The following is a 22,241-nucleotide window of genomic DNA, read 5'->3' on the forward strand; positions in this document are numbered from 1 at the left end:
CCGAGGTGGTGTTAGAGCGCATCCCGAAATTGGAGCGCCGATCTGATTCAATCAGATCGAACGTGCTCTAGAGTCCCTGCGCACGCAGCTTACCATCAAGGAACTTCTTCGCGCGCGGCACATCAGCCTCATCAAGATGCTCGATGAGCATCGGAATGTTTGGATGCTTCTGCGCAAGGCGCTTGAGATAAAGGTCGTAGTTCAGCGAACCAAGACCCGGAGCTGGCAGTTCGATCTCACCCACACCACGGAAAGTATGGCTTTCAAGCGCGTCGGCATCGCCAATATCTGCATGTTTTTCAGTCTTGTCGTCGCCGGAACGCTTGACGTCCTTGGCATGACCAATCTTGATCTTGTCGCTCAGCGTATCAAAGACCTGATTGAGAATTTCATCCATCCGGTCGATATTGTGCGTCTCGAAATAATTGGTTGGGTCCATCAGCAGGCCAAGACCCGGATGATCGACCTGGGCAAACATCTTCACCGTTTCCTCGACCGAGCCGACGACGTTGTTCACGTAGGTTTCGAGCAGGAACATCGCACCGTGGTCGTAAGCAAACTGCGAGAGGTCAGCGATGACCTTGCGGCATTCTTCAAAACCTTCTTCGGTCTTGTTTTTCGGGTGATGAACCCAATCAGATTCGGTGTTGTAGGTGCCGGTTTCCGAAATCACATAAGGCGTACCGAGATATTGCGCATGGCGGATGATCTCTTTGAGATAGCCGACGCGACGCTCACGCTCTGCCTTGTCCGGGTGAATGATGTTCGTATAGCCGGAAATGCATGAAATCGGCAGATTGTGATCGCGGAATGTCTCGCGGATTTTAACGCACTTATCTTTGGTGATCTGACCAGCACTCAGATCGATATCCTTGAAATGCATGTCCAGCTGGACTGCATTAAAATCGAGCGCACGGATTTTTTTAGCCGTTTCCTCAAGCGAATAAGGGAAATAGCCGCTGAAAATACCCACCTGCATCATGATCGAAACCCTCCCGTTAAGATTATTTGTTAACGCGCATCTTTTCCGAAAACCGCTTCGCACCTTTCGGGATGTGCTTGCTTAATTGATTGATATCTCAGACAATTTGACAGTGCGGCCTTCATCGATCGACTTGTAGCCCGCCTCAATGAGTGCGACCGTCTTCACATTGTCCGCCACTGAAAGCGCTGGCGGCTCGCCAGACTGAATGGCGTATTGCAGCTGCTCCATCACACCAATGAAAGCATGCGGGAACCACATGGTTTCCCATTTCGGGCTCACCCATTTGCCGTCTGTCGTCTTTTTGGAGGCATAAGTCAGTGTCGATGGCGAGCCATCGGGCCAACCAATCGTGCCCTGTGCCACACCATCTGTGCCTTCGACACGCCATTTGATATAAATGTCGCTGTCAAAGCCCTCTTCGCGCGGCCCCGACCAGACGTCTTCCATCGAAACAGCCATCACACCACTCGGGAACATCAACGTCGAAACGGTGATACCGTCCTTGTGTTCAAACTGGGTGCGGGGATCAGTCCGTGTCAGTGTTGTGATGGTATCAGGCTCGCCAAACAGGAAGCGCAGTACATCGAGATGATGCACGCTCATGTTAGACAGTGTCAGGCGATCATAATCTTCCAGAAATGCCTGCCAATGTGGGATCGCGCGCATCTCGATGGTGGCCATGACGGGTGCGCCCAGCTCACCCTTGTCGAGAATTTGCTTCAACACGCGCATCGACTGGTCGTAACGCATGTTTTGATTAACCGAGAGGATTTTGCCAGCCTTTGCTGCCTCATCGCGAAGGGCAACAGCCTCCTCAAGCGTCAGAGCCAGTGGCTTTTGCGCAAGGATGCCCTTGATATGTGGCTGTGTGAGCGCTTTGCGAATGAGCGCAGGCTGCTGATCCGGCGGATATGCAATATCGATGATTTCGATTGCTTCATCGGCTATCAGCGCTTCCGGCGTGTCGTGAACCTTGGCGATGCCCCAGCGCGCGGCGACCTCTTCGGCCTTCGCCCTGGTGCGCGAGGCGATTGCCGCGACCGTAAAGCCCGCTTCCTTATAGGCCGCAAGATGACATTCGGCCATGATCATACCTGCGCCGATACAGCCTATTTTGGAATCCCGAGCCCGCACCTGCGGATCAGGAACAAAGCCCCGCGCATCGCTCATTGTATCCTCCCATTACATTTCCAAGCCCCAACTTCATCGAAAACCTGACGAGCAGGACCAGCCTCTGCGAGGAAATTGCCAACCTCCATTGGCAACCTGATGATTAATGAAGATTAATTACAACAGTGTCAACATCATATAAAATCAATTTACATCATTTAACATCGAAATTGACAAAATATCTGACCATTTTCCCGAATTTCGACGTTCATATATAAATTTTGATGCTTTTTGATGCCTTCATATTGCGGTAAAGTCGAATTTATGAGGAAAACACGCATCCAGCGCACAACAAGCCTTGCATCTTGCACAAATCGAAATACATCATTTCCCATCATTTTGATGAGGAGTCTGACTTGCGTTCCACGGTGAGCGACATTGCCAGAACAGCGGGCGTTTCCAGCGCCACTGTTGATCGTGTGCTCAACAATCGCGAGGGCGTGAGAGAGCGCACGCGCGAAATCGTGCTCGAAGCCGCACGCAATCTTGGCTACCTCCCCGGTGGCGCTCCACTCAGCGCAAATCCCGCTGATCGCATCAAGCTGGATTTCGTTCTACCAGCAGGCACAAACACCTTCATTGCCAATCTGCGCGACCAGATCGTCAGGCAAGCAGCACTGAAGCCTGAAATCGAACTTACAATCCATAGCGTTGAAGGTTTCAACCCGGATACGCTTGCGCGCGCCCTTGAAGACCTCAAGGGACAGGCGCAAGGTGTTGGCGTGATCGCACTGGACCACCCGACCGTGCGTGAAGCCATGCGCTCGCTTGCTGAAGCCGGCGCTCATATCGTCACCATTGCATCTGACATTCTCCATGTGCCGCGCGCTGGCTATATCGGCATCGATAATCGTGCGGCAGGCAGACTTGGCGGCTACATACTCGGTCGCTTTCTTGGCCTGCAGCCCGAAAACAAGATCGCGCTCTTTGCCGGATCGCTTTCCTATCGCGGCCATGAGGAACGCGAAATGGGCTTTCGTCGTGTCATTGCGGAAGAGTTCTCGCACTTGAATATCGTCGAACTCAAAGAGATCGAGGATAGCCGCGAGAAAGCCTACACGGAAACCATGGCTTTGCTGAAGCGCCATCCCGACCTTGCAGGCATCTATAATCTCGGCGCAGGCAATCAGGGCATCGGACAGGCACTGATGGATTCAGGAAAATCGGATTCGGTTATTTTCATCGGCCATGAACTGACAGAAAGCACCAAACGCCTGCTGCTGAACGGCACGATGGATGCTGTCATTGATCAGAACCCGCGCGTTGAAGCACGCGAAGCACTGGTTACTTTAATGAGCAGCATTAAAGGTGCACCATTCGACCCACAACCACCTCGCGTTCAGGTGATCTTCAGAGAGAACATTCCTGAAAATTAAAGCGCATCCCGAAAAAGGTTACTTCGTATAAAGAGCGCGCGAGCGCTCCAGATGACGCAGCATCGCAGCTTCTGCACCATCTGAGTTTTTAGTGGCAAGCATGTCGATAATTTCTTCGTGCTCGACCAGCGTGTATTTCTCTTTACCGGTCCAGATCAGCATATGCGTATGATATTCACGCAGCCAGGCAAGCATCGCCTCACTGACGCCAACGAAGATCGGATTGCCTGAGATCTTCGCGATCCGAATATGAAACTCCATATCAGCAGAAATAAATGCATCGGCATCGCCAAGCGAATCTCGTTGGCGTTCGACGATGGCACGAAGCTCCGCAACATCCTTGTCGCTTACCTTGAGTGCTGCTTCACGCGCAATTCCACGCTCGAAGAAAATACGTGCGCTTTTAAGGTGCTCCAGCGTATCCAAAGATTGCGCCAGCATGATCTTCGCAGTTGGATCCACTTGCTGCAAGATCGAACGTGCAGTCAGTTTCAAAACCTTGGCGCGCTCACCATGCGAGATGCTGACCAGCCCCATCTTGGCAAGTGACTGCATCGCCTCGCGGATCGCGGGCCGCCCAACGCCAAAACGCTCCATCAGAACGCGCTCGGACGGCATCTCGTCGCCCGGCGTCAATTCACCGGAAGTAATCATGTTTTCGAGCCGGTCAAAAACTTCGTCAGATAGTTTGCGGCGAATGATGGGTTCAATTGCTTGGGTCATTGCGTCTCACTGCTCATGAGCTTTTCTCCCTTATGCATCTTCAAATGCTCTGAGGAAAGCCGTTACCCACACTCTCGCGACCGGTTAACAATTTTCCGCTTGCAGATATTGGAATACTCATTATACCAGTTCGCACTCAAACACCATGCGCTTATTGTAGGCGCAACGAAAACCGTGAGTGACGACAATTCCGATGAACATCTGTTTGACCTATCGCATTGAGACCACCGGCAGCATCGAACAGATGGCGGCCAAGATCGCGAGCGATCAGTCGACCGGCACTTTCGTCGCCGTTCCGGGTGAGACGGAAGAACTGAAGGCGCGGGTTGCAGCACGTGTGCTCGAGATTCGCCCGCTTGAAGACGCAACGATGCCTGCATGGCCGGAGCTTGAGCCCGGACACAGCCCGATCAAGCGCGCCGATGTCGATATTGCCTTTCCGCTCGATGCAATCGGTACTGATCTTGCAGCACTGATGACGATTGCCGTCGGCGGCGTCTATTCGATCAAGGGCATGACAGGCATCCGCGTTGTCGACATGAAGCTGCCGGAAGCCTTCAAAAGCGCGCATCCCGGCCCACAGTTCGGCATTGCCGGAAGCCGTCGTCTGACAGGCGTTGAAAAGCGTCCGATCATCGGCACCATCGTTAAGCCCGCGCTCGGCCTACGTCCGCATGAAACAGCAGAACTCGTTGGCGAACTGATCGAATCTGGTGTCGATTTCATCAAGGACGATGAAAAACTGATGAGCCCGGCCTACTCGCCGCTTAAAGAGCGCATCGCGGCAATCATGCCACGTATTCTCGATCACGAACAGAAGACCGGCAAGAAGGTCATGTATGCCTTCGGTATCTCCCATGCCGATCCTGACGAGATGATGCGCAACCATGACATGGTACTGAAAGCTGGCGGCAATTGCGCTGTGGTCAACATCAACTCGGTTGGCTTTGGGGGCATGAGCTTCTTGCGCAAGCGCTCGGGCCTCGTGCTTCATGCCCATCGCAACGGTTGGGACATCCTGACCCGCAATCCGGGCGCCGGTATGGATTTCCGCGTTTATCAGCAGTTCTGGCGGCTGCTCGGCGTCGATCAGTTCCAGATCAACGGTATTCGCGTGAAATATTGGGAGCCGGACGAAAGCTTCGTCAATTCGTTCAAGGCTGTCAGCACCCCCCTGTTTGATCCGTCCGATTGTCCGCTTCCTGTGGCCGGTTCCGGGCAATGGGGTGGACAGGCACCGGAAACCTATGAGCGCACGGGCCGCACGACGGACCTTCTTTATCTGTGCGGCGGCGGTATTGTCAGCCATCCGGGTGGCCCGGCAGCCGGTGTTCGCGCCGTGCAAAAGGCATGGGAAGCAGCAGTTGCGGGTATCCCGCTTGAAACTTACGCCGCAGATCACCCCGAACTTGCAGCCTCGCTCGCAAAATTCGGGAAAGGTGGCGAATAATGTCACAGGCTTCCAACGAATTACTGCTGTCTTATTACGGCGATGATCTGACCGGCTCGACCGATGTTATGGAAGCCATGGCATCCAATGGCGTCGACACTGTGCTGTTCATGAATGTGCCGGATGAAGAGCTTCTTTCACGCTTTTCGCACTGCAAGGCTATCGGTCTTGCAGGCACCAGCCGCAGTGAAACGCCGGAATGGATGCAGGAAAATCTCACGCCTGCGTTCAACTGGCTCAAAAGCCTGAATGCTGCAATTGCGCATTACAAAGTCTGCTCGACATTCGATTCCGCACCACATGTCGGCAATATTGGCAAGGCCGTGGAAATCGGCAAAGCAATCTTCGATCAGGCCTATGTACCGTTGATTGTCGGTGCGCCGCAGCTAAAGCGTTACACATCTTTCGGCAATCTCTTTGCCGCCTATCAGGGCGAAACCTATCGTATCGACCGCCACCCCGTCATGAGCCGCCATCCGGTCACGCCCATGCATGAAGCAGACCTGCGCGTGCATCTGGCAAAGCAGACCGCACTGAAAACGGTACTTGCTGATCTCGTAGCGCTTTCAGCCGCAGACGCAAATGACCACATAAACGCCATTGTCAAAAATGCGGACGGCATGTTGCTGTTCGACGTCGACAGCCATGAAAGCCAGTTACAGGCAGGTGAACAGCTTTGGCGTCTGCGTCCTGATGCGGGTTGGTTCGTTGCAGGCTCGTCCGGTGTCGAATACGCACTTCTCGTAGCATGGGCCAAGGCCGGACTGATCAGTGCGAAAAAAGAGTTTCCACTTCCGGGCAAGGCTGACCGCATTGCGGTCGTTTCAGGAAGCGTCTCACCGACGACAGAACGTCAGATTCGTCATGCAACGGCATCAGGCTTTACCGGCATTGATCTCAACCCGCTCGATCTTCTGGGTGAGAATGGCAATCAGGCAATCGAAGCTGCCATTGCTGACGGTCAGAAGGCGCTTCAGCAGGGCAACAGTGTGATCCTCAACACCGCCCTCGGCCCTTCGGCTGACCGAGGCACCGAAATCGACAAGATTGCAGGCAGCCGCCACAAGCTGGCCCGCAGCCTCGGCTTCATCCTCCGCAGCCTTGTCGAGCGCGAAAGGCTTACCCGCGCCGTCATTGCAGGCGGCGACACTTCGAGCCACGCATTGCGTGAATTGCATGTCGATGCACTCACCACGCTTTTGCCGCTTCCACAAACACCGGGGTCGCCGCTTTGCACGGCGCACGGCGCTCACGCCGCCACCAACGGCCTCCAGATTGCCCTCAAGGGTGGTCAGGTCGGTTCTGACGGTTATTTCAGTCAGATTCGCGACGGCCTGACCGCTTGAATCTGGAATACTCATTGACTGGTTATACCAGTTGCGCTACCAAAAGTCTGGGAAGGAACTACAATCATGACAGCTATCGCTTTGTTCGGAGCGGGCGGCAAGATGGGCTACCGTCTGGCCAAGAACCTCAAAGGTTCGCGCTTTGACGTCCGTCACATTGAAGTCAGCGACGCAGGCAAGGCACGCCTGAAGAACGACCTCGGCATCGATACAGTCGATGTTGATGCGGGTCTTGAAGGCGCGGAAGTCGTCATTCTGGCTGTGCCGGATACCATCATCGGTAAAGTTGCTTCATCCATCGTTGACAAGCTGAAGCCGGGCACGATGGTTGTTGCACTCGACGCAGCCGCGCCATTTGCCGGCCATCTGCCAGAACGTGCAGACCTCACCTATTTCGTGACCCATCCTTGCCATCCGCCGATCTTCAACGACGAAACGGATATGCAAGCAAAGAAGGACCACTTCGGCGGTCTGTTTGCAAAGCAGCACATCGTTTCGGCTCTGATGCAGGGTCCGGAAGAAGCTTATGCACTGGGCGAAGAAATCGCCAAGGTCATCTGGGCACCAGTGATGCGCTCGCATCGCGTAACCGTTGAGCAGCTCGCAATCCTCGAGCCGGGTCTTTCGGAAACCGTTGCAGCTTCGCTTCTCGTTGTCATGAAGCAGGCCATGGATGAAACTGTTCGTCGCGGCGTTCCTGAAGAAGCAGCGCGCGACTTCCTGCTCGGCCACATGAATGTTCTCGGCGCCGTCATCTTTGGCGAAGTCCAGGGCGTATTCTCCGATGCCTGCAACAAGGCAATCGAATTCGGCATTCCTGCGCTGATGCGCGACGACTGGAAGAACGTTTTCGAACCGGAAGAAATCGCAGAAAGCATCCGTCGCATTACGTGACGTTATCCGGGAGGGCGCAATGCGCCTTCCCCTTTTTACCGCCTCTTGGGAAACGGGGCTTGATTTGGGAGGAAAATATGAAGTTTACACGCAGGACAATTGCGCGCGGTTTTGCGATTGCAGCAGTCTCGGCAACATTGGCAGGCGGTGTTGTCATGCCAGCATGGGCCGCTGATCTGATCGCGATCATCACGCCATCGCACGACAATCCATTCTACAAAGCTGAAGCCGTGGGTGCTGAAGCCAAAGCCAAGGAACTCGGCTACGAAACACTGATCCTTCAACATGACGACGACCCAACCAAACAGTCACAGCTTGTCGATACGGCCATCGGTCGTGGCGCAAAGGCAATCATTCTCGACAATGCTGGCTCGGAAGCATCGATTGCCGCCGTTCAGAAGGCCAAGGATGCCAAAGTCCCTTCATTCCTGATCGACCGTGAAATCAACGCCTCCGGTGTTGCAGTGTCGCAGATTGTTTCCAACAACTATCAGGGCGCACAGCTTGGTGCGGAAGAATTCGTGAAGCTAATGGGCGAAGCTGGCAATTATGTCGAGCTGCTCGGCCGTGAATCCGATCTCAATGCAGGCACTCGTTCGAAGGGTTATCACGACGTCATCGATGAATATCCTGACATGAAGATGGTTGCGCAGCAGTCTGCCAACTGGAGCCAGACTGAAGCCTTCTCCAAGATGCAGAGCATCCTGCAGGCAAATCCCGACATTAAGGGCGTGATTTCCGGCAACGACACCATGGCCATGGGCGCATGGGCAGCGCTTGAAGCCGCAGGTCGCAAGGACGTTATCGTTGTCGGCTTCGACGGCTCCAACGATGTTCGCGACTCCATCAAGGCCGGTGGCATCAAGGCAACGGTTCTTCAGCCAGCCTATGCTCAGGCACAGATGGCTGTCGTTCAGGCAGACGAATTCATCAAGACCGGTAAGGGCCCTGCTGAAGAAAAGCAGCTGATGGACTGCGTCCTCATCAATCCTGACAATGCAGACAAGCTCGAAACCTTCGCTTTGAAGGATTGATCAAGCACTGCCTGGCCGGGAGCGCCAATCTAATTTGGGTGTTCCCGGCACTATTTTCTATATTGAGGATAAATTCATGTCAGTGCTGAAGTCAGCTTCCATTATCCTGCTGGCCTGCGGTGTCGCGCTTTCGGGTTGCAAAATCATCAAGACGCCGACAGCAGAAGAAGCCGCAGAAGCACGCGGTGATAATTTCAATCCCGATCGTTCTGTTGCCGACATATGGGATTCAAAAGTTAAGCCGTTTTTTGCCGAGAAAACTGCAACGCTCGATGAAGTGATGCAGGCAGCAAACGCAGATGCGGATGCGGCTGGAGCGAAATACGGTCATCGCGAAAAGCAGGGCAATGCCCCCTGGACTTTCGCAGCCAAGCTTGAAGGCACAGTGGTCGCCGCTGAAACAAAGTCACGTGCCGCCTATGTCGATGTCGACAGCAATGGCGATGGCAAGGCCGATGCACGCGTGCAGATCGGGCCGACCGTTCGCGGCAGCGCAATCCGTGACGGCCTGTCCTTTGTGAATTTTAACGAGTTCCGCAATCAGATCGACTGGGCGCAATTTGGCAAGGCGTTCAACACCCGCGTCAACGATGACGTATTGTCCAAGCTGCCACGCGAAGAACTCGTTGGCATGAAGGTGAAGGCCGAAGGTGCTTTTCCGTTGCCATCGAAGGGCCAGCTTCCTCTTGTGACGCCTGTTTCCATCTCTCTGGAGAAATAAGCCATGGAGACGGAATTGAACGAGAAAAACGATATCGTCCTCAAGCTTGAGGATGTTTCCAAGGTCTATTCGGGCATTGTTGCGGTCAAGCGCGCCAATCTTGAATTGCGCCGTGGTTCGGTCAATGTGCTTGTCGGCGAAAACGGTGCTGGCAAGTCAACGCTGATGAAAATCATCGCGGGCGTTGAGCGTCCGACCATGGGGAAGATTATTCTCGATGGCGAGGAAGTGTCATTCGACAGCCCTGCCGACGCGCAGAAGCGCGGCATTGCGATGATCTTTCAGGAACTGAACCTGTTTTCAAACATGACGGTGGCAGAGAACATCTTTGCCACACGCGAGATCACGCGCGGTTTGCGTGGCATTGATCACAAGGCGCAGATCGTCAAGGCCAACGAATATCTCGACCGTCTTGACGCAGGCATCAGTGCAACTACGCTCGTCGCCGATCTGCCGATCGGTCAGCAGCAGCTTGTCGAAATCGCCAAGGCCATTTCGCTCGATGCACGCATCGTCATCATGGATGAACCGACATCGGCCCTTTCTGCAGCCGAAGTCGATATTCTGTTCAAGGTGATCGCCGAGCTGAAAAAGAAGGGCGTGGCAATCGTCTATATTTCGCATCGTCTTGAAGAACTGATGCGAATTGGCGATTACATCACGGTTCTGCGCGACGGAAAAATCACCGGCCAGGAAGGGATCAAAAATATCGACACGCAATGGATTGTGCGTTCGATGATCGGTTCCGATGCCAAGGACTTTGCCAAGCCTGTGACCCACAAGATCGGTGCAGAACGGTTTCGTGCTGAAAACATCACCCTGCCCCGGGCTATCGGCGGGCTTGCGGTTGATGACGTCTCCCTGACCGTACGCGCGGGCGAAGTTCTGGGCATTTACGGCCTTATGGGCGCGGGGCGCTCTGAGTTTTTCGAATGTGTGATGGGCCAGCATGGGCACTCCACCGGCCATATCTATATCGATGGCGAGGAAGTGAAGGAACGCGATACGACCCGTCGCATCCGGCGCGGCCTTGCCCTCATACCGGAAGATCGTCAGCGCGAAGGTCTGGTACAGATCTTGTCGATTGCCAGCAATTTGACACTGGCAAGTCTCGATCGTCTGGCGCGCTTCTTCCACATCACGCCCAAGCGTGAAAAACAGGCCATTCAACAGGCGATCAAAGACCTTTCGATCAAGGCGCCGAACCCGGAATTCGAAGTCACTTCGATGTCAGGCGGCAATCAGCAAAAGGTCGTCATCGGCAAGGCGCTGATGACCAACCCAAAAGTTCTTCTGATGGATGAGCCATCGCGCGGCATCGATGTCGGTGCCAAGGCCGATGTCTTCCGCACCATGCGCAGGCTTGCTGCCGAAGGTCTTTCCATTCTCTTTTCAACCTCTGATCTGGAAGAAGTCATGGCGCTCTCCGATCGCATCGCGGTGCTCAGCAATGGGAAGCTGATTGCCATATTCGACCGCGATAAAGCGACGGAAGCCGACATTGTTGCCGCTTCAGCCAAAGGCCACGGGCACACACATGACAACGACCACAACAAACAAACAAGGGAACTCGCGTCATGACAGCCAACACGACGACGGCCGCCACTGACTCAACCTTTAACAGCGGCTCGGCCCTGCTGACGCTGATGAAACTGAGAACCTTCATCGCGCTTTTTGCGGTGTTCATCTTCTTCTCATTCGCAGCACCAAACTTCCTTTCAGCCGCCAACCTGATCCTGATGTCGAAGCACGTTGCACTTAACGCATTTCTTGCAATGGGCATGACCTTCGTCATCATCACAGGCGGCATCGACCTTTCCGTCGGCTCCATTGTCGGGCTTTGCGGCATGGTTGCCGGCGGTCTTCTGATCTACGGGATCGATCTTGGCATCGGCTACACGATCTATTTCAACATCATCGAAATCTCGCTGATCACACTGGCTGTGGGTGTCGCAGTCGGCTTCATAAACGGGCTATTGATAACCAAATTGAATGTCGCGCCCTTCATCGCGACACTCGGCACGCTTTATGTGGCACGCGGTCTGGCTCTTCTGTCCTCGGACGGCCAGACCTTCCCGAACCTTGTAGGCCGTGAAGACCTGGGCACAACAGGCTTCGCCTTCCTTGGATCAGGCAGCATTCTCGGTCTTCCGGTCTCGATCTGGATTCTGATCGTCGTCGCATTGGCCGCAGCCTATATCGCGCGATACACGCCGCTTGGGCGGCAGATTTTCGCAGTCGGCGGCAATGAACGTGCGGCACGTATGTCGGGTATCCGCGTCGACCGCGTAAAGATGTTCGTTTACATGTTTTCAGGCTTCTGTGCTGCGATCGCCGGGCTTATCATCTCGTCCGAACTGATGTCGTCGCATCCGGCAACGGGTAACTCGTTCGAGCTGAACGCCATTGCGGCAGCCGTTCTCGGCGGCACTTCGATGTCAGGCGGACGCGGCACCATTGGCGGCACAATCATCGGTGCATTCGTCATCGGTATTCTCTCCGACGGTCTGGTCATGATGGGCGTATCGTCCTTCTGGCAGATGGTCATCAAGGGCCTTGTCATCATCATTGCCGTGGTGGTCGATCAGGCACAGCGCCGCCTCCAGCAGCGCGTTACACTTATGCAAATGGCAAAAGCAGGATAAAGGCTCAGTAAATGGCGGAATTGAATGGCGCTCTGATCGGCTGCGGTTTCTTCGCAATCAACCAGATGCATGCATGGAATGACGTTTCGGGTGCCAAAATTGTGGCGATCTGCGACCGTGATCCTGAGCGGTTGAAGATTGTCGGCGACCAGTTCGGCATCGAACGCCGCTACACAGATGCTGAGGCGCTGTTTGCAGATGGCGGCATCGACTTTGTCGATATCGCCACCACGGTTTCAAGCCACCGCGCTCTGGTGGAACTTGCCGCCGCCCACAAGGTGCCAGCAATCTGCCAGAAGCCCTTTGCCAAGACGCTTGATGATGCAAAGGCCATGGTGAAGGTCTGCGATGAAGCAGGCATTCCGCTCATGGTGCATGAAAACTTCCGCTGGCAGACACCTATTCAGGCCGTGCGTAAAGCGCTCGACAGCGGCGTCATCGGCACACCGTTCTGGGGACGTTTCTCCTTCCGCTCGGGCTTTGATGTTTTCTCCGGCCAGCCTTATCTTGCGGAAGGCGAACGCTTCATCATAGAAGATTTAGGCATTCATACACTTGATATTGCACGCTTCATTCTGGGCGATGTCACGAGCCTTGTCGCACGCACCAAGCGTGTGAACCCGAAGATCAAGGGCGAAGATGTAGCAACCATTCTCATGGACCATGAAAATGGTGCGACTTCCATTGTCGACGTAAGCTACGCCACCAAGCTCCAAACCGATCCTTTCCCGGAAACACTCGTTGAAATTGATGGCACCGAAGGCTCTATCCGTCTTTATCAGGGTTATCGCCTTGAAGTGATTACGCCGAACGGCACCACGGTTTCCGACGTTTCACCAAAACTGCTCTCATGGGCCACACGTCCATGGCACAATATTCAGGAAAGCGTTTTTGCCATTCAGCAGCATTGGGTGGACAAGCTGGAAACTCGCGAAGAAACCTCGACATCGGGTGCGGATAATCTCAAGACTTTCGCGCTTGTCGAAGCCGCCTATGACAGTGCCGCAAGCGGCAACCGCGTCGACATTACGGCGTTGCTCAAATGAGCAACGTCGATCCTTTCCTGCTCTATGGAACGCGTGAAGCTGAAGCTCGACCGACGCATCTGAAAGCAGGCTTGCTTAGCCTGGATTTGAGCGACGGCAATCTTCGCACCATCACTTACGACGGTGTCGAAGTTCTGCGCGCTGTCTCCTATCTCGTGCGGGATCGCGACTGGGGAACCTATAACCCGCAAATCCATGATCTGAACGTCGAGCAAAGCGACAGCGGTTTCATCGTCACCTATCAGGCACGTTGCGAAGGCCCGGATGCGACCCAACTCACCATTGATGTCCGTATTCAGGCAGAGAGTGGCGGTACGCTCACTTTCGACGCCGTAGCGAATACAACGACAGGCTTTGAAACCAACCGTTGCGGCTTTTGCATCCTGCATCCAATCGTCGGCGTTGCCGGTTCGCCTGTAACTGTCGAGCATGTCGATGGCACACTCAATAGAACACAGCTGCCCTATCTGATTGAGCCATGGCAGCCTTTCAAGGACATGCGTGCGATCACCCATGAGGCCATGCCCAACGTTACGGCCGAATGCCGCATGGAAGGCGATACCTTTGAGATGGAGGATCAGCGCAACTGGTCGGATGCATCTTACAAGACCTATGTACGTCCGCTGGCTTTGCCATGGCCTTACCAGATCGAAGCCAAGAAACCACAGCATCAGCGCATCGTACTCAACATTTCCGACACCCGCGCAGCGACATCAAATAACACCCGGTATGCAGAGCCGGTGAGCATCACGCTTGGTGACACGAGCGGCAGAATGCCGAATATCGGCATTATCATCACACCGGAAGAAGCCAAAGCAAGCCTTACCGCAATTGATCTGTTGCAGGAAATTGGCCCGCAGGATCTGTTATTTCATTACGATCCACTCGCAGGGCACAAAAGTTCAGCCTTTGCCGATTTTGCAGCCTTGGCTGCGAAGCATAGTGGGCGCGTTTCGCTCGAAATTGCATTGCCTTGCGAGAAGCCGCTCATTGATGAGACGAAGACCATCGCTTCTGACATGAAGACGGCTGGTTTTACCCCGGATTCAATCATTGTTTCACCGGCTATAGACCGGCAGTCCACACCGCCCGGCAGCGAATGGCCACCCTGCCCACCGCTTGAAGATGTCTATGCGGCAGCAAGAGCAGCCTTCCCGAATGTGCGGCTTGGCGGCGGAATGCTGAGCTATTTCACCGAGCTTAATCGCAAGCGCGTTCCGGGCGAGCTTGTTGATTTCGTCACCCATTGCACCAATCCGATTGTTCATGCCGCCGATGATCTAAGCGTCATGCAAACACTGGAGGCGCTGCCTTTCATTACCCGTTCGGTGCGAGCAGTCTATGGCGACAAGCCCTATCGCATCGGGCCGTCTACCATCCCCATGCGCCAGAATCCTTATGGCAGCCGAACGATGGAAAACCCGAATGGCAAGCGCATTGCGATGGCCAATCGCGATCCGCGCCATAATGGAAAATTCGCGGAAAGCTTCGCATTGGCCTATGCCATATCGGTGCTGAATGCTGGTCTCGACAGCCTTACGCTTTCAGCCCTCACCGGCCCTTTCGGACTCATTGCGGATGAGAATGAACCGGTTGCTATCGGTAACAAGCGTCCTTTGTTCAACGCTGTAAAAGTGCTTGCACAGCTTGCCGGGAAAAGCTTCAGGCTGTGCCAGTCTTCGCGTCCATCGGACGTTCTGGCAATGGCAGTAGAAGAGAAGATCTGGCTGGTCAATATTACACCACATGAACAGGATGTGGTCATTGCAGGTGGCAAGACAATAAGCTTGCCACCTTATGGCGTTCAGTTGAGCATGAGCTAAAAAACGGGCCAATGGCCCGTTTTTTTTCATTTAGACACTCGGATATTGAGCGTCCGTCACATGCTCCATCCAATCGACGACTTTACCGTCAAGCTGCTCCTGAATGGCAATATGGGTCATCGCATTTTTTGGTGACGCACCATGCCAATGCTTTTCATTTGGCTCAAACCAGACGACATCGCCGGGGCGGATTTCTTCAATCGGGCCGCCTTCGCGCTGAACAAGACCAAGTCCAAAGGTCACAATCAGTGTCTGGCCCAGTGGATGGGTGTGCCAAGCGGTCCGGGCACCCGGTTCGAATGTCACGGTAGCGGCTGCAGCGCGCCGCGCTTCATTGGGCGAAAACAACGGGTCAATGCGAACCTTGCCCGTGAACCAGTCTGCAGGACCAACACCTGATGGCGCAGATCCATTTCTTTTGATTTCCATAGCATTCTCCTGTCCGTGCATAAGATAGCGCCGCGACATTGCAAAGAAAGTGCAAAACGCCGATCTATTGACCGGCGTTTTATCAAATAAATTTGAGAGCTTTAGCGGCGTTTCGCTGGCTGCTCGCCAAGTTTCATACCGTGACGTTTTGAAAGCTCAGCAATAACAAGCTCAAGCTCCTGCGCCTTGCGCGCAGCATCCCAGCCAAACTCGACGCCAAGAATATCAGCAATTGCCGCGAGATTGGCATTCGACAATGCGCCGTCAATTGCCAGTGTTGTACGTCGCAGAACAACGTCAGAGAGGTGCACCACCAGCTCATTGCGCGCGATCCACGCAATTTCTGCACGGCTTATGCTGTCCGTATCGGGCAAAAGTGTAACACCGACTTGGGCTTCGTCCTGAATGATCGGCAGGGCCGTCGTGCCATAACGCTGCAAAAGCGTTTCGACCCGTTCAGCAGCAAGCCCGGTTTCCTTAGCATGTTTCGCCACCCATGCAGCGCGTGCACGATCGTCCGCCGGGTAATCCTTGCCGCCGCCGATGGTCAGATTACGGGTTGATTTAACACGCTCCCGGCCAAAGCGCTTGAGCACCGTATCGGCTACTTCTTCCGCAAAACCACGGAACGTGGTCCACTTGCCGCCAACAAGCGAAATAATCGCGAACGGACGCCCTGCATCCGGCTCAATAACCGGTGCGGAATGGTCACGGCTGATCAGCCCCGGTTCCGACGCATTGGAGGCGGGCAGCGGACGAATGCCGCTATAGGTGTAAACGATCTGACTGCGGTCAAACTTCAGCTTTGGCAGCAGCGAGCGCAGGCTTTCGATGAAATAATCGATTTCCTTGTCTTCGGCAAAAACCTCGTCCGGATTGTTTGCCGGAATATCGGTAGAGCCGACCAGCGCCAGACCATGATAATCATAGACAAGGCAGATACGGCCATCATCCGCCTCGAAATAGATCATACGGCCCTTGAGGCTCTTTACCAGCTCAGGGTGGTCAACAAGGATGTGCGAACCTTTGGTGCCGCCAATCATCTTGGTTTCTTTACCAAGCGCCGCATTGACATGATCAATCCACGGACCAGCCGCATTGATAACGATCTTCGGCTTAACCGAGAAAGTCGCGCCATCCGGCCCTTCAAAGCTTACTGCGCCGTCGTTGGCTGCAACAATTGCCGTGAAATTGGCTGCTGCACTTTTCGGGTTAGCCTTCAAACCATCGCTGACAAGCTCATAAACCAGACGTTCCGGCTTGCTAACCCATGCGTCATAATAAATGCCACCCGCCACGATAGACGGCGTCATATAAGGCATTTCCTTCAAGGCTTTCTTCTTGAAGAGAAAATTGTGTTTTGGCATGACACGTTCACGCGCACCAAAATAATCATAAAGACCAAGGCCGATCTTGATGAGAACTGCGCCACGGCTGCGCGGGGCTGTCGTTGAGCCGAACAAGGTACGAAGCGCTGCGGTAATACCCTTGGTCCACGAAAAGACCGGAATGAAGGTCGGCAGCGGCTGGACATTATGCGGCGCGTTTTTGAGCAGGATATTACGCTCAACGGTTGATTGCGCCACGAGACCAAATTCACCGGTTTCGAGATATTTGAGACCGCCGTGAATGAGGCGTGACGGGGCAGCACTCGTGCCGGAACCAAAGTCGCCCTTATCGACGATGAAACAGCTTACGCCCTGTTCGCTCAGATCGCGATAAAGGCCCGCGCCGTTGATGCCCGCACCAAGGATGAGCACGTCGACACCATCCGTTTCGAGCTGGCTGATGCGGTTCTTCATGTGGGCACTGTTTACGAAATCGTTCATTTCACTGTCTTCGCTGTATTTCAATCAGTAAGCGCGTCAATTTTCGGCCAGATCGGCCCCATCGCAGAGGCGATTTCCCTGAACAGCGCATAACGCTTTCCATATTGCTCGCTGCGTGCGGCATCCGGAACATAAGTTCGGCCAATCGCATCAAGATCGCGCGGGTCGCTGTAAACATCAGAGAAAACACCTGCACCCTTGCCCGCACAAAGTGCGGCGCCCCATGCTGCCGCTTCATCCGTATCGGTCACTGTGACCGGCATACCCAAAACATTCGCAAACATCTGCGCGAATGATGGGCTGCGCGAAACGCCGCCGGTCAGGCGCGCTGCAGAAATTTCAAAGCCGTCTTTCAGATGATCAACGTGGATGCGGTGATTAAAGGCAATGCCCTCCCAGACTGCGCGCAGCATATCACCACGTTCCTGCCAACCGCGAAGACCGAAGAACGCACCACTCGCCATGGCACCGTAAGGCGAGCCGAACAGATAAGGATGGAACAGCGCTGTCGAAGGCTTGGCCAGTGCGGCATCGATTTCGGGGCGCAGCATGTCATGGATCGAGCGGCCAGTTTCCTCAGCTTCACGGCGTTCCGCCGGGCAGAGCTTGTCGAGAAACCAGTCGTAATTTGCGGTGGAAGCAGGCGAAATGGACATGTTGTTCCATTCGCCCGGTGCAATGCCATTGCGGCAGAACCAGCTCTTATCGACGTTGGGCTTGGATGACAGCGTTTCATTGATCGAATAGGTGCCAGCCACGACCGCAACTGTACAAATCTTAAGACCGCCAACACCGAGCGCCGAGGCCGTCACATCATGCAGGCCGCCAACAACGGGCGTTCCAGCAGCAAGGCCGGTTCGGCTCGCGCATTCCTGAGAGACCCCTCCAACGATTTCATCCGAGCGCGACATTGGAGGCAGCGCATCCCAAAGTGCTTCGAGGTCGAAAAGTTTGAGCGCGTCTTTGGAATAGTCTTGCGTTTTGTAATCAGTGAAAGACGTCGATGCCTCGGTGCGATCAGTGCCGACTTCGCCCGTCAGGCAGAAACGCAGCCAATCCTTACACGCAATCACATGCCCGATGCGCCCATAGCGTTCAGGCTCATTTTCCTTAACCCAGGCCAGAATGGCGGACGGTGCAGAGGCGTGCGGCAGCTGACCGGTGATCGCAATCGACTGTTCTGCGACAGGGCTGTTCACCCAGCGCTCAGCCACATCAACGGCACGGCTATCCAGCGACAGAATGCCTTTACCAAGCGGGTGGCGATCTTTATCGAGCATGTAGATGCCGTCACCATGGGCGGTGGTGGCAATGGCTAGAATATCAGATGCAGGGCGTCCGCTTTTTGCGAGTGCTTCGACAATTGCATCCGCAGTCGCATTCCAGAATTCATCCATGTCGCGTTCAACATGGCGTGGGCGTGGGAAGGATTGCGCGACGCGGCGGCGGGCAACGGCAAGCGTCGTTCCATCAACGTCGAATATTACGGCCTTGGTGACGGTCAGTCCGCTATCAATTCCCAACAGAGACGGCATGGATCGTATTTCCTGATATGTATGCGATGAAGTACTGGGCTTTATTCTCTTGTTCCGCCAGAACTGGCGATAACCACATTGATGTTCTGCGACTGCATGCGTTCGATATGTTCATGCGGAGTCTTGTCATCGACAATGACAACATCGAAATCATTAAGCGCGCCGAAATTATGCAGTGCCCGGCGCTCAAACTTTGAGTGATCGACAAGCAGCACGCGCTTTGCAGCGCAATCAAGCATGGCGCGTTTGGTTTCGACCATTTCCGGCGACTGGTGAAACAACAGATCATCGGTAATGGCAGCAATCGAAATGAACGCCACATCGGCCCGCAGGCGACGGATTTCATGGATCGTCATGCCACCGACAAAGGCATTGCACCAGTTATAAAGCTGTCCACCGAGACCAAGCAGCGTGACATCTTTCATATCGCGCACTTCATTCATCAGGATCAGCGAATTGGTGATGACGGTCAGCGGCCCCTTGCCCGGAAGATAGGGGACCATCTGGAGAACGGTTGTAGAATCATCGAAGAAAATCGCCTGCCCTGGCTCTACAAACTGCATCGCAGCTTCCGCGATCAGCTTCTTCTCTTCGGACTGGCGTGCGACGCGATAAAGATCGCTCGCTTCAATGAGGCTTGTGGGTGCTGCGGAAACAATACCGCGCGCCTTGCGAAACAGACCGCGACTGACGAGTTCATCAACATCTCTGTGGGCAGTCATCAGACTGATGCCGAAACGCTCGGTGAGATCCTCGATCCTTACCGATCCTTCGGACATAATCATTTCAGCAATTTGCTGGCGGCGAACCAATTGACGTGCATGCCGACTATCGTTCGGCACCTGCTCCGTCATCAGGTTTTCAATGCTTGCTTTATTGCTTGTAACCATGCCTATCACTCGCCCCCAGCCCGCTCAATTTATTGACCGGTTCCGATTCATAGCATCAGTACGAAAAATTGGATGGGGCACGGAATTAGATCCGCGCCCCATCCACACAGTTCTTACTGTTCGAGAACGAACGGAGCAGTGTACTTGTCAACATTGTCCTTGGTGATCAGGAAGCAATCGAAGAGCTGCTTTTCCTGATCAACACCGGTCTTGCCGGTCTTGATGAAGGTGTCGGCCTGCTTGACAGCAGCTTCCGAGAAGATCGCAACGGGCTGCAGAACGGTGTACTGAAGTTCACCAGCCTTGATCGCGGCAACGGCGTCTGGCGAACCGTCAAAACCACCAACCTTAACCTTATCGAGCTTGCCAGCCTTCTTCAGAGCAGCAATTGCACCGAGAGCCATTTCGTCGTTACCCGAGATAACGCCGATGATGTCTGGGTTTGCCTGAAGCAAAGCCTGCATCTTGTCGTGACCCTGCGTACGGTTCCAGTTCGCAACGTCCTGACCAGCCTTTACGAGGTCTGGATACTGCGAAAGAACGGTTTCATAGCCGTTCGAACGCGTTGCAGCATTGTTGTCCGACGGCGAACCAAACAACTCAACATACTTGCCTTCTTCACCAACGCTCTCAACCCACTGCGTTGCACCAAGTGCTGCGCCCTGTGCGTTGTTGGAAACGAGCTGTGCCTTGGCAAGGCCTTCCTGGTTGATTTCAGCGTTTACGAGGAACACTGGAATACCAGCTGCAACAGCACGCTTGACTGCGCCAACCGAACCGTCAGCATTTGCCGGATCGAGAATGATTGCGACCGACTTGTTGGTGATGGCTGTATCGATAAGGTTGCTTTCGGTGTTAGTGTCGCCCTTATGGCCGCCAACCACAGCCGAATAACCGAGGCCTTCAGCGGTTTTCTTGGCGATTTCACCTTCAGTGTACCAGTATGGGTTGGAAGGATCGTTGACCACGATTGAGATCAGACCTTCAGCCCATGCGGTGCTGGCGATAAGCGGCAATGCTGCAGCAGCAGCAAAAAGAACGCGCATACCCTTCTTAAACATGTCTCACTCCCGTAAAAATTATCGTTGAGTTATGCCGGTTGCCCGGCGCTACCATTTCCAGTGGGCGAGATTTCAAACTGATATCGCCGTCTTGGAACCTTTCGATACCCCCGAAGAACCGGCTCCGCCCGGAACGGTGAGCGGAGCCGTAATTATCAACGCCGGGAATATTGAATGCTGTTGAGCAGAACTGCGAGCACGATAACCGCACCGGTAAAGACAGTCTGCCAGTAGGACGATACGCCAATGATCACGAGGCCATCGGAAAGGAAACCGATAACAAAAGCGCCGAGAAGCGTGCCGAGAATTGTACCGCGACCACCCGTCAGCGCTGCGCCGCCGATCACGACTGCGGCGATTGCCGTCAACTCGTAAGTGGTGCCTGCGGTCGGACCAGCCGAAGTCAGCTGCGACGACAGAACTAGACCAGCGATTGCCGCGCAGATGCCCGAAATCACATAAACCGAAATCTGCACGCGCTTCACTGGAACGCCCGACAGTTCAGCTGCACGTTCGTTACCACCCGAAGCATAGAGCCAGCGACCAAATGCGGTGCGGTTGAGTACGACTGCAACGATGATGGCGAGAACAGCAAGTACCAGAACACCGATCGGCACACCAAAAAGCGTGTTGAAGCCGAGCCATTCGAAGCCGGTATTGCCGAGTTCCGGACGACCACCGAGATTGTTATAGGTCAGACCATTGGTCATCAGAAGTGCCACGCCGCGTGCGCAATAAAGCACTCCGAGCGTCGCCACAAAGGCCGGAACACGCAGATAAGCGATCAGAACACCGTTGATGGCACCAACAAATGCGCCCAACGCACAGGTGATGATGACAACCGCCCAAACCGGGAAATAGAGAATGACACCCAGTTCCGGAAGGTTGACACCCTGCATAAGGAAACCGGCAACAACACCCGCAAGACCAAGCGTCGAACCGACCGAAAGATCAATACCGCCGTTGAGGATGACCAGCAGCATGCCAATTGCCAGCAGACCGAAAATGGCCACATGCGACGACATGATGAGGAAGTTATTGACGGTAAAATAATAAGGCGAAAGGAACGAGAAGGCTGCGATGATCGCAATCAATGCAAAGAACGCACGGCCTTCGAGCAGCAAATGCACGATGCTGGTTTTGCGCTTTGTCCCGGTGGACGCCGCCTTTTTGTCGTTGGTGCTCGTGACTGACATTCTATCAGTGCTCCATAATCAAGAGCATTTGTGGTTATAAAGACCAACTTAATGCTCTAACTCTTTGTTTTAACGCATAATCTTATCC

Annotated in this window: 19 protein-coding genes; 10 read left to right on the forward strand and 9 right to left on the reverse strand. The window is 54.2% G+C overall.

The window, feature by feature from the left end; translation table 11 throughout:
• Nucleotides 1–67: 67 nt before the first annotated feature.
• Together CEV33_RS11180 and CEV33_RS11185 are read right to left on the reverse strand one after the other, a co-directional pair.
• A complete protein-coding gene (locus tag CEV33_RS11180; protein WP_094540565.1) occupies nt 68–982 on the reverse strand; it encodes a sugar phosphate isomerase/epimerase family protein in 915 nt (304 codons plus the stop codon).
• Between the two features lie 81 nt (nt 983–1,063).
• Nucleotides 1,064–2,155: a Gfo/Idh/MocA family protein gene (locus CEV33_RS11185; RefSeq protein WP_094540566.1), complete on the reverse strand. Its 1,092-nt coding sequence runs from the start codon at nt 2,153–2,155 to the stop codon at nt 1,064–1,066.
• 356 nt (nt 2,156–2,511) lie between these two features.
• Between CEV33_RS11185 and CEV33_RS11190 the strand changes: the two genes are divergently transcribed.
• Nucleotides 2,512–3,531, forward strand: a complete 1,020-nt coding sequence (locus CEV33_RS11190; protein WP_094540712.1) for a LacI family DNA-binding transcriptional regulator — start codon at nt 2,512–2,514, stop codon at nt 3,529–3,531.
• A gap of 18 nt (nt 3,532–3,549) precedes the next feature.
• Here CEV33_RS11190 and CEV33_RS11195 read toward each other — a convergent pair whose 3' ends face one another.
• On the reverse strand, nt 3,550–4,254 hold the full coding sequence (locus CEV33_RS11195) for a transcriptional regulator NanR (RefSeq protein ID WP_094540567.1): 705 nt from the start codon (nt 4,252–4,254) through the stop codon (nt 3,550–3,552).
• Between the two features lie 193 nt (nt 4,255–4,447).
• Here CEV33_RS11195 and oiaX point away from each other — a divergent pair, with 193 nt between their 5' ends.
• The 9 genes from oiaX to apnL all read left to right on the forward strand — a co-directional run bounded on the left by oiaX (nt 4,448) and on the right by apnL (nt 15,213).
• Nucleotides 4,448–5,704 (forward strand): 3-oxo-isoapionate-4-phosphate decarboxylase OiaX, encoded by a 1,257-nt coding sequence (oiaX, locus tag CEV33_RS11200; protein WP_094540568.1) that lies wholly within the window; start codon nt 4,448–4,450, stop codon nt 5,702–5,704.
• Nucleotides 5,704–7,050: a four-carbon acid sugar kinase family protein gene (locus CEV33_RS11205; RefSeq protein WP_094540569.1), complete on the forward strand. Its 1,347-nt coding sequence runs from the start codon at nt 5,704–5,706 to the stop codon at nt 7,048–7,050. Before oiaX ends, CEV33_RS11205 begins: the two co-directional genes overlap by 1 nt.
• A 66-nt stretch (nt 7,051–7,116) precedes the next feature.
• Complete coding sequence (locus CEV33_RS11210) at nt 7,117–7,944, forward strand: phosphogluconate dehydrogenase C-terminal domain-containing protein (RefSeq protein ID WP_094540570.1); 828 nt, start codon at nt 7,117–7,119, stop codon at nt 7,942–7,944.
• Between the two features lie 77 nt (nt 7,945–8,021).
• Nucleotides 8,022–8,978 carry a D-ribose ABC transporter substrate-binding protein gene (locus CEV33_RS11215; protein ID WP_029927944.1) on the forward strand — a complete coding sequence of 319 codons (957 nt, stop codon included), beginning with the start codon at nt 8,022–8,024 and terminating at the stop codon, nt 8,976–8,978.
• Nucleotides 8,979–9,054: 76 nt separating this feature from the next.
• A complete protein-coding gene (locus CEV33_RS11220; protein WP_094540571.1) occupies nt 9,055–9,699 on the forward strand; it encodes a DUF2291 family protein in 645 nt (214 codons plus the stop codon).
• Nucleotides 9,700–9,702: 3 nt separating this feature from the next.
• Complete coding sequence (locus CEV33_RS11225) at nt 9,703–11,280, forward strand: sugar ABC transporter ATP-binding protein (protein ID WP_094540572.1); 1,578 nt, start codon at nt 9,703–9,705, stop codon at nt 11,278–11,280.
• Entirely contained in the window at nt 11,277–12,344 is a 1,068-nt protein-coding gene (locus CEV33_RS11230; protein WP_010661025.1) for an ABC transporter permease, read from the forward strand. The genes CEV33_RS11225 and CEV33_RS11230 overlap by 4 nt, the downstream gene beginning before the upstream one ends.
• A gap of 11 nt (nt 12,345–12,355) precedes the next feature.
• A complete protein-coding gene (locus CEV33_RS11235) occupies nt 12,356–13,390 on the forward strand; it encodes a Gfo/Idh/MocA family protein (RefSeq protein ID WP_094540573.1) in 1,035 nt (344 codons plus the stop codon).
• Nucleotides 13,387–15,213, forward strand: a complete 1,827-nt coding sequence (apnL, locus tag CEV33_RS11240; RefSeq protein WP_094540574.1) for a D-apionate lactonase — start codon at nt 13,387–13,389, stop codon at nt 15,211–15,213. Before CEV33_RS11235 ends, apnL begins: the two co-directional genes overlap by 4 nt.
• A 30-nt stretch (nt 15,214–15,243) precedes the next feature.
• Here apnL and CEV33_RS11245 read toward each other — a convergent pair whose 3' ends face one another.
• From CEV33_RS11245 to CEV33_RS11270, 6 genes are all read right to left on the reverse strand, one after another.
• On the reverse strand, nt 15,244–15,642 hold the full coding sequence (locus tag CEV33_RS11245; RefSeq protein WP_094540575.1) for a (R)-mandelonitrile lyase: 399 nt from the start codon (nt 15,640–15,642) through the stop codon (nt 15,244–15,246).
• Nucleotides 15,643–15,743: 101 nt separating this feature from the next.
• Nucleotides 15,744–17,471, reverse strand: a complete 1,728-nt coding sequence (locus tag CEV33_RS11250) for a glycerol-3-phosphate dehydrogenase/oxidase (RefSeq protein WP_094540576.1) — start codon at nt 17,469–17,471, stop codon at nt 15,744–15,746.
• A gap of 20 nt (nt 17,472–17,491) precedes the next feature.
• Complete coding sequence (locus CEV33_RS11255; protein WP_094540577.1) at nt 17,492–19,006, reverse strand: FGGY-family carbohydrate kinase; 1,515 nt, start codon at nt 19,004–19,006, stop codon at nt 17,492–17,494.
• 41 nt (nt 19,007–19,047) lie between these two features.
• A complete protein-coding gene (locus tag CEV33_RS11260; RefSeq protein ID WP_094540578.1) occupies nt 19,048–19,896 on the reverse strand; it encodes a DeoR/GlpR family DNA-binding transcription regulator in 849 nt (282 codons plus the stop codon).
• 113 nt (nt 19,897–20,009) lie between these two features.
• The gene (locus CEV33_RS11265) at nt 20,010–20,957 is read right to left on the reverse strand and encodes a D-ribose ABC transporter substrate-binding protein (RefSeq protein WP_007878309.1); all 948 of its coding nucleotides are present in this window, start codon (nt 20,955–20,957) and stop codon (nt 20,010–20,012) included.
• Nucleotides 20,958–21,112: 155 nt separating this feature from the next.
• Complete coding sequence (locus CEV33_RS11270) at nt 21,113–22,153, reverse strand: ABC transporter permease (protein WP_094540579.1); 1,041 nt, start codon at nt 22,151–22,153, stop codon at nt 21,113–21,115.
• Nucleotides 22,154–22,241 lie beyond the last annotated feature (88 nt).

The organism is Brucella grignonensis (assembly GCF_002252505.1).
GTDB classification, from domain to species: Bacteria; Pseudomonadota; Alphaproteobacteria; order Rhizobiales; family Rhizobiaceae; genus Brucella; species Brucella grignonensis.

Bases quoted from the DNA above. Each gene is read 5' to 3' on its own strand.
- CEV33_RS11235 (WP_094540573.1), top strand. From the start codon at position 12,356: ATGGCGGAATTGAATGGCGCTCTGATCGGCTGCGGTTTCTTCGCAATC.
- CEV33_RS11255 (WP_094540577.1), bottom strand. From the start codon at position 19,006: ATGCCGTCTCTGTTGGGAATTGATAGCGGACTGACCGTCACCAAGGCC.
- CEV33_RS11260 (WP_094540578.1), bottom strand. From the start codon at position 19,896: ATGGTTACAAGCAATAAAGCAAGCATTGAAAACCTGATGACGGAGCAG.
- CEV33_RS11210 (WP_094540570.1), top strand. From the start codon at position 7,117: ATGACAGCTATCGCTTTGTTCGGAGCGGGCGGCAAGATGGGCTACCGT.
- CEV33_RS11230 (WP_010661025.1), top strand. From the start codon at position 11,277: ATGACAGCCAACACGACGACGGCCGCCACTGACTCAACCTTTAACAGC.
- CEV33_RS11265 (WP_007878309.1), bottom strand. From the start codon at position 20,957: ATGTTTAAGAAGGGTATGCGCGTTCTTTTTGCTGCTGCTGCAGCATTG.
- CEV33_RS11220 (WP_094540571.1), top strand. From the start codon at position 9,055: ATGTCAGTGCTGAAGTCAGCTTCCATTATCCTGCTGGCCTGCGGTGTC.
- apnL (WP_094540574.1), top strand. From the start codon at position 13,387: ATGAGCAACGTCGATCCTTTCCTGCTCTATGGAACGCGTGAAGCTGAA.
- CEV33_RS11180 (WP_094540565.1), bottom strand. From the start codon at position 982: ATGATGCAGGTGGGTATTTTCAGCGGCTATTTCCCTTATTCGCTTGAG.
- CEV33_RS11215 (WP_029927944.1), top strand. From the start codon at position 8,022: ATGAAGTTTACACGCAGGACAATTGCGCGCGGTTTTGCGATTGCAGCA.
- CEV33_RS11185 (WP_094540566.1), bottom strand. From the start codon at position 2,155: ATGAGCGATGCGCGGGGCTTTGTTCCTGATCCGCAGGTGCGGGCTCGG.
- CEV33_RS11195 (WP_094540567.1), bottom strand. From the start codon at position 4,254: ATGACCCAAGCAATTGAACCCATCATTCGCCGCAAACTATCTGACGAA.
- CEV33_RS11250 (WP_094540576.1), bottom strand. From the start codon at position 17,471: ATGAACGATTTCGTAAACAGTGCCCACATGAAGAACCGCATCAGCCAG.
- CEV33_RS11205 (WP_094540569.1), top strand. From the start codon at position 5,704: ATGTCACAGGCTTCCAACGAATTACTGCTGTCTTATTACGGCGATGAT.
- oiaX (WP_094540568.1), top strand. From the start codon at position 4,448: ATGAACATCTGTTTGACCTATCGCATTGAGACCACCGGCAGCATCGAA.
- CEV33_RS11225 (WP_094540572.1), top strand. From the start codon at position 9,703: ATGGAGACGGAATTGAACGAGAAAAACGATATCGTCCTCAAGCTTGAG.
- CEV33_RS11245 (WP_094540575.1), bottom strand. From the start codon at position 15,642: ATGGAAATCAAAAGAAATGGATCTGCGCCATCAGGTGTTGGTCCTGCA.
- CEV33_RS11270 (WP_094540579.1), bottom strand. From the start codon at position 22,153: ATGTCAGTCACGAGCACCAACGACAAAAAGGCGGCGTCCACCGGGACA.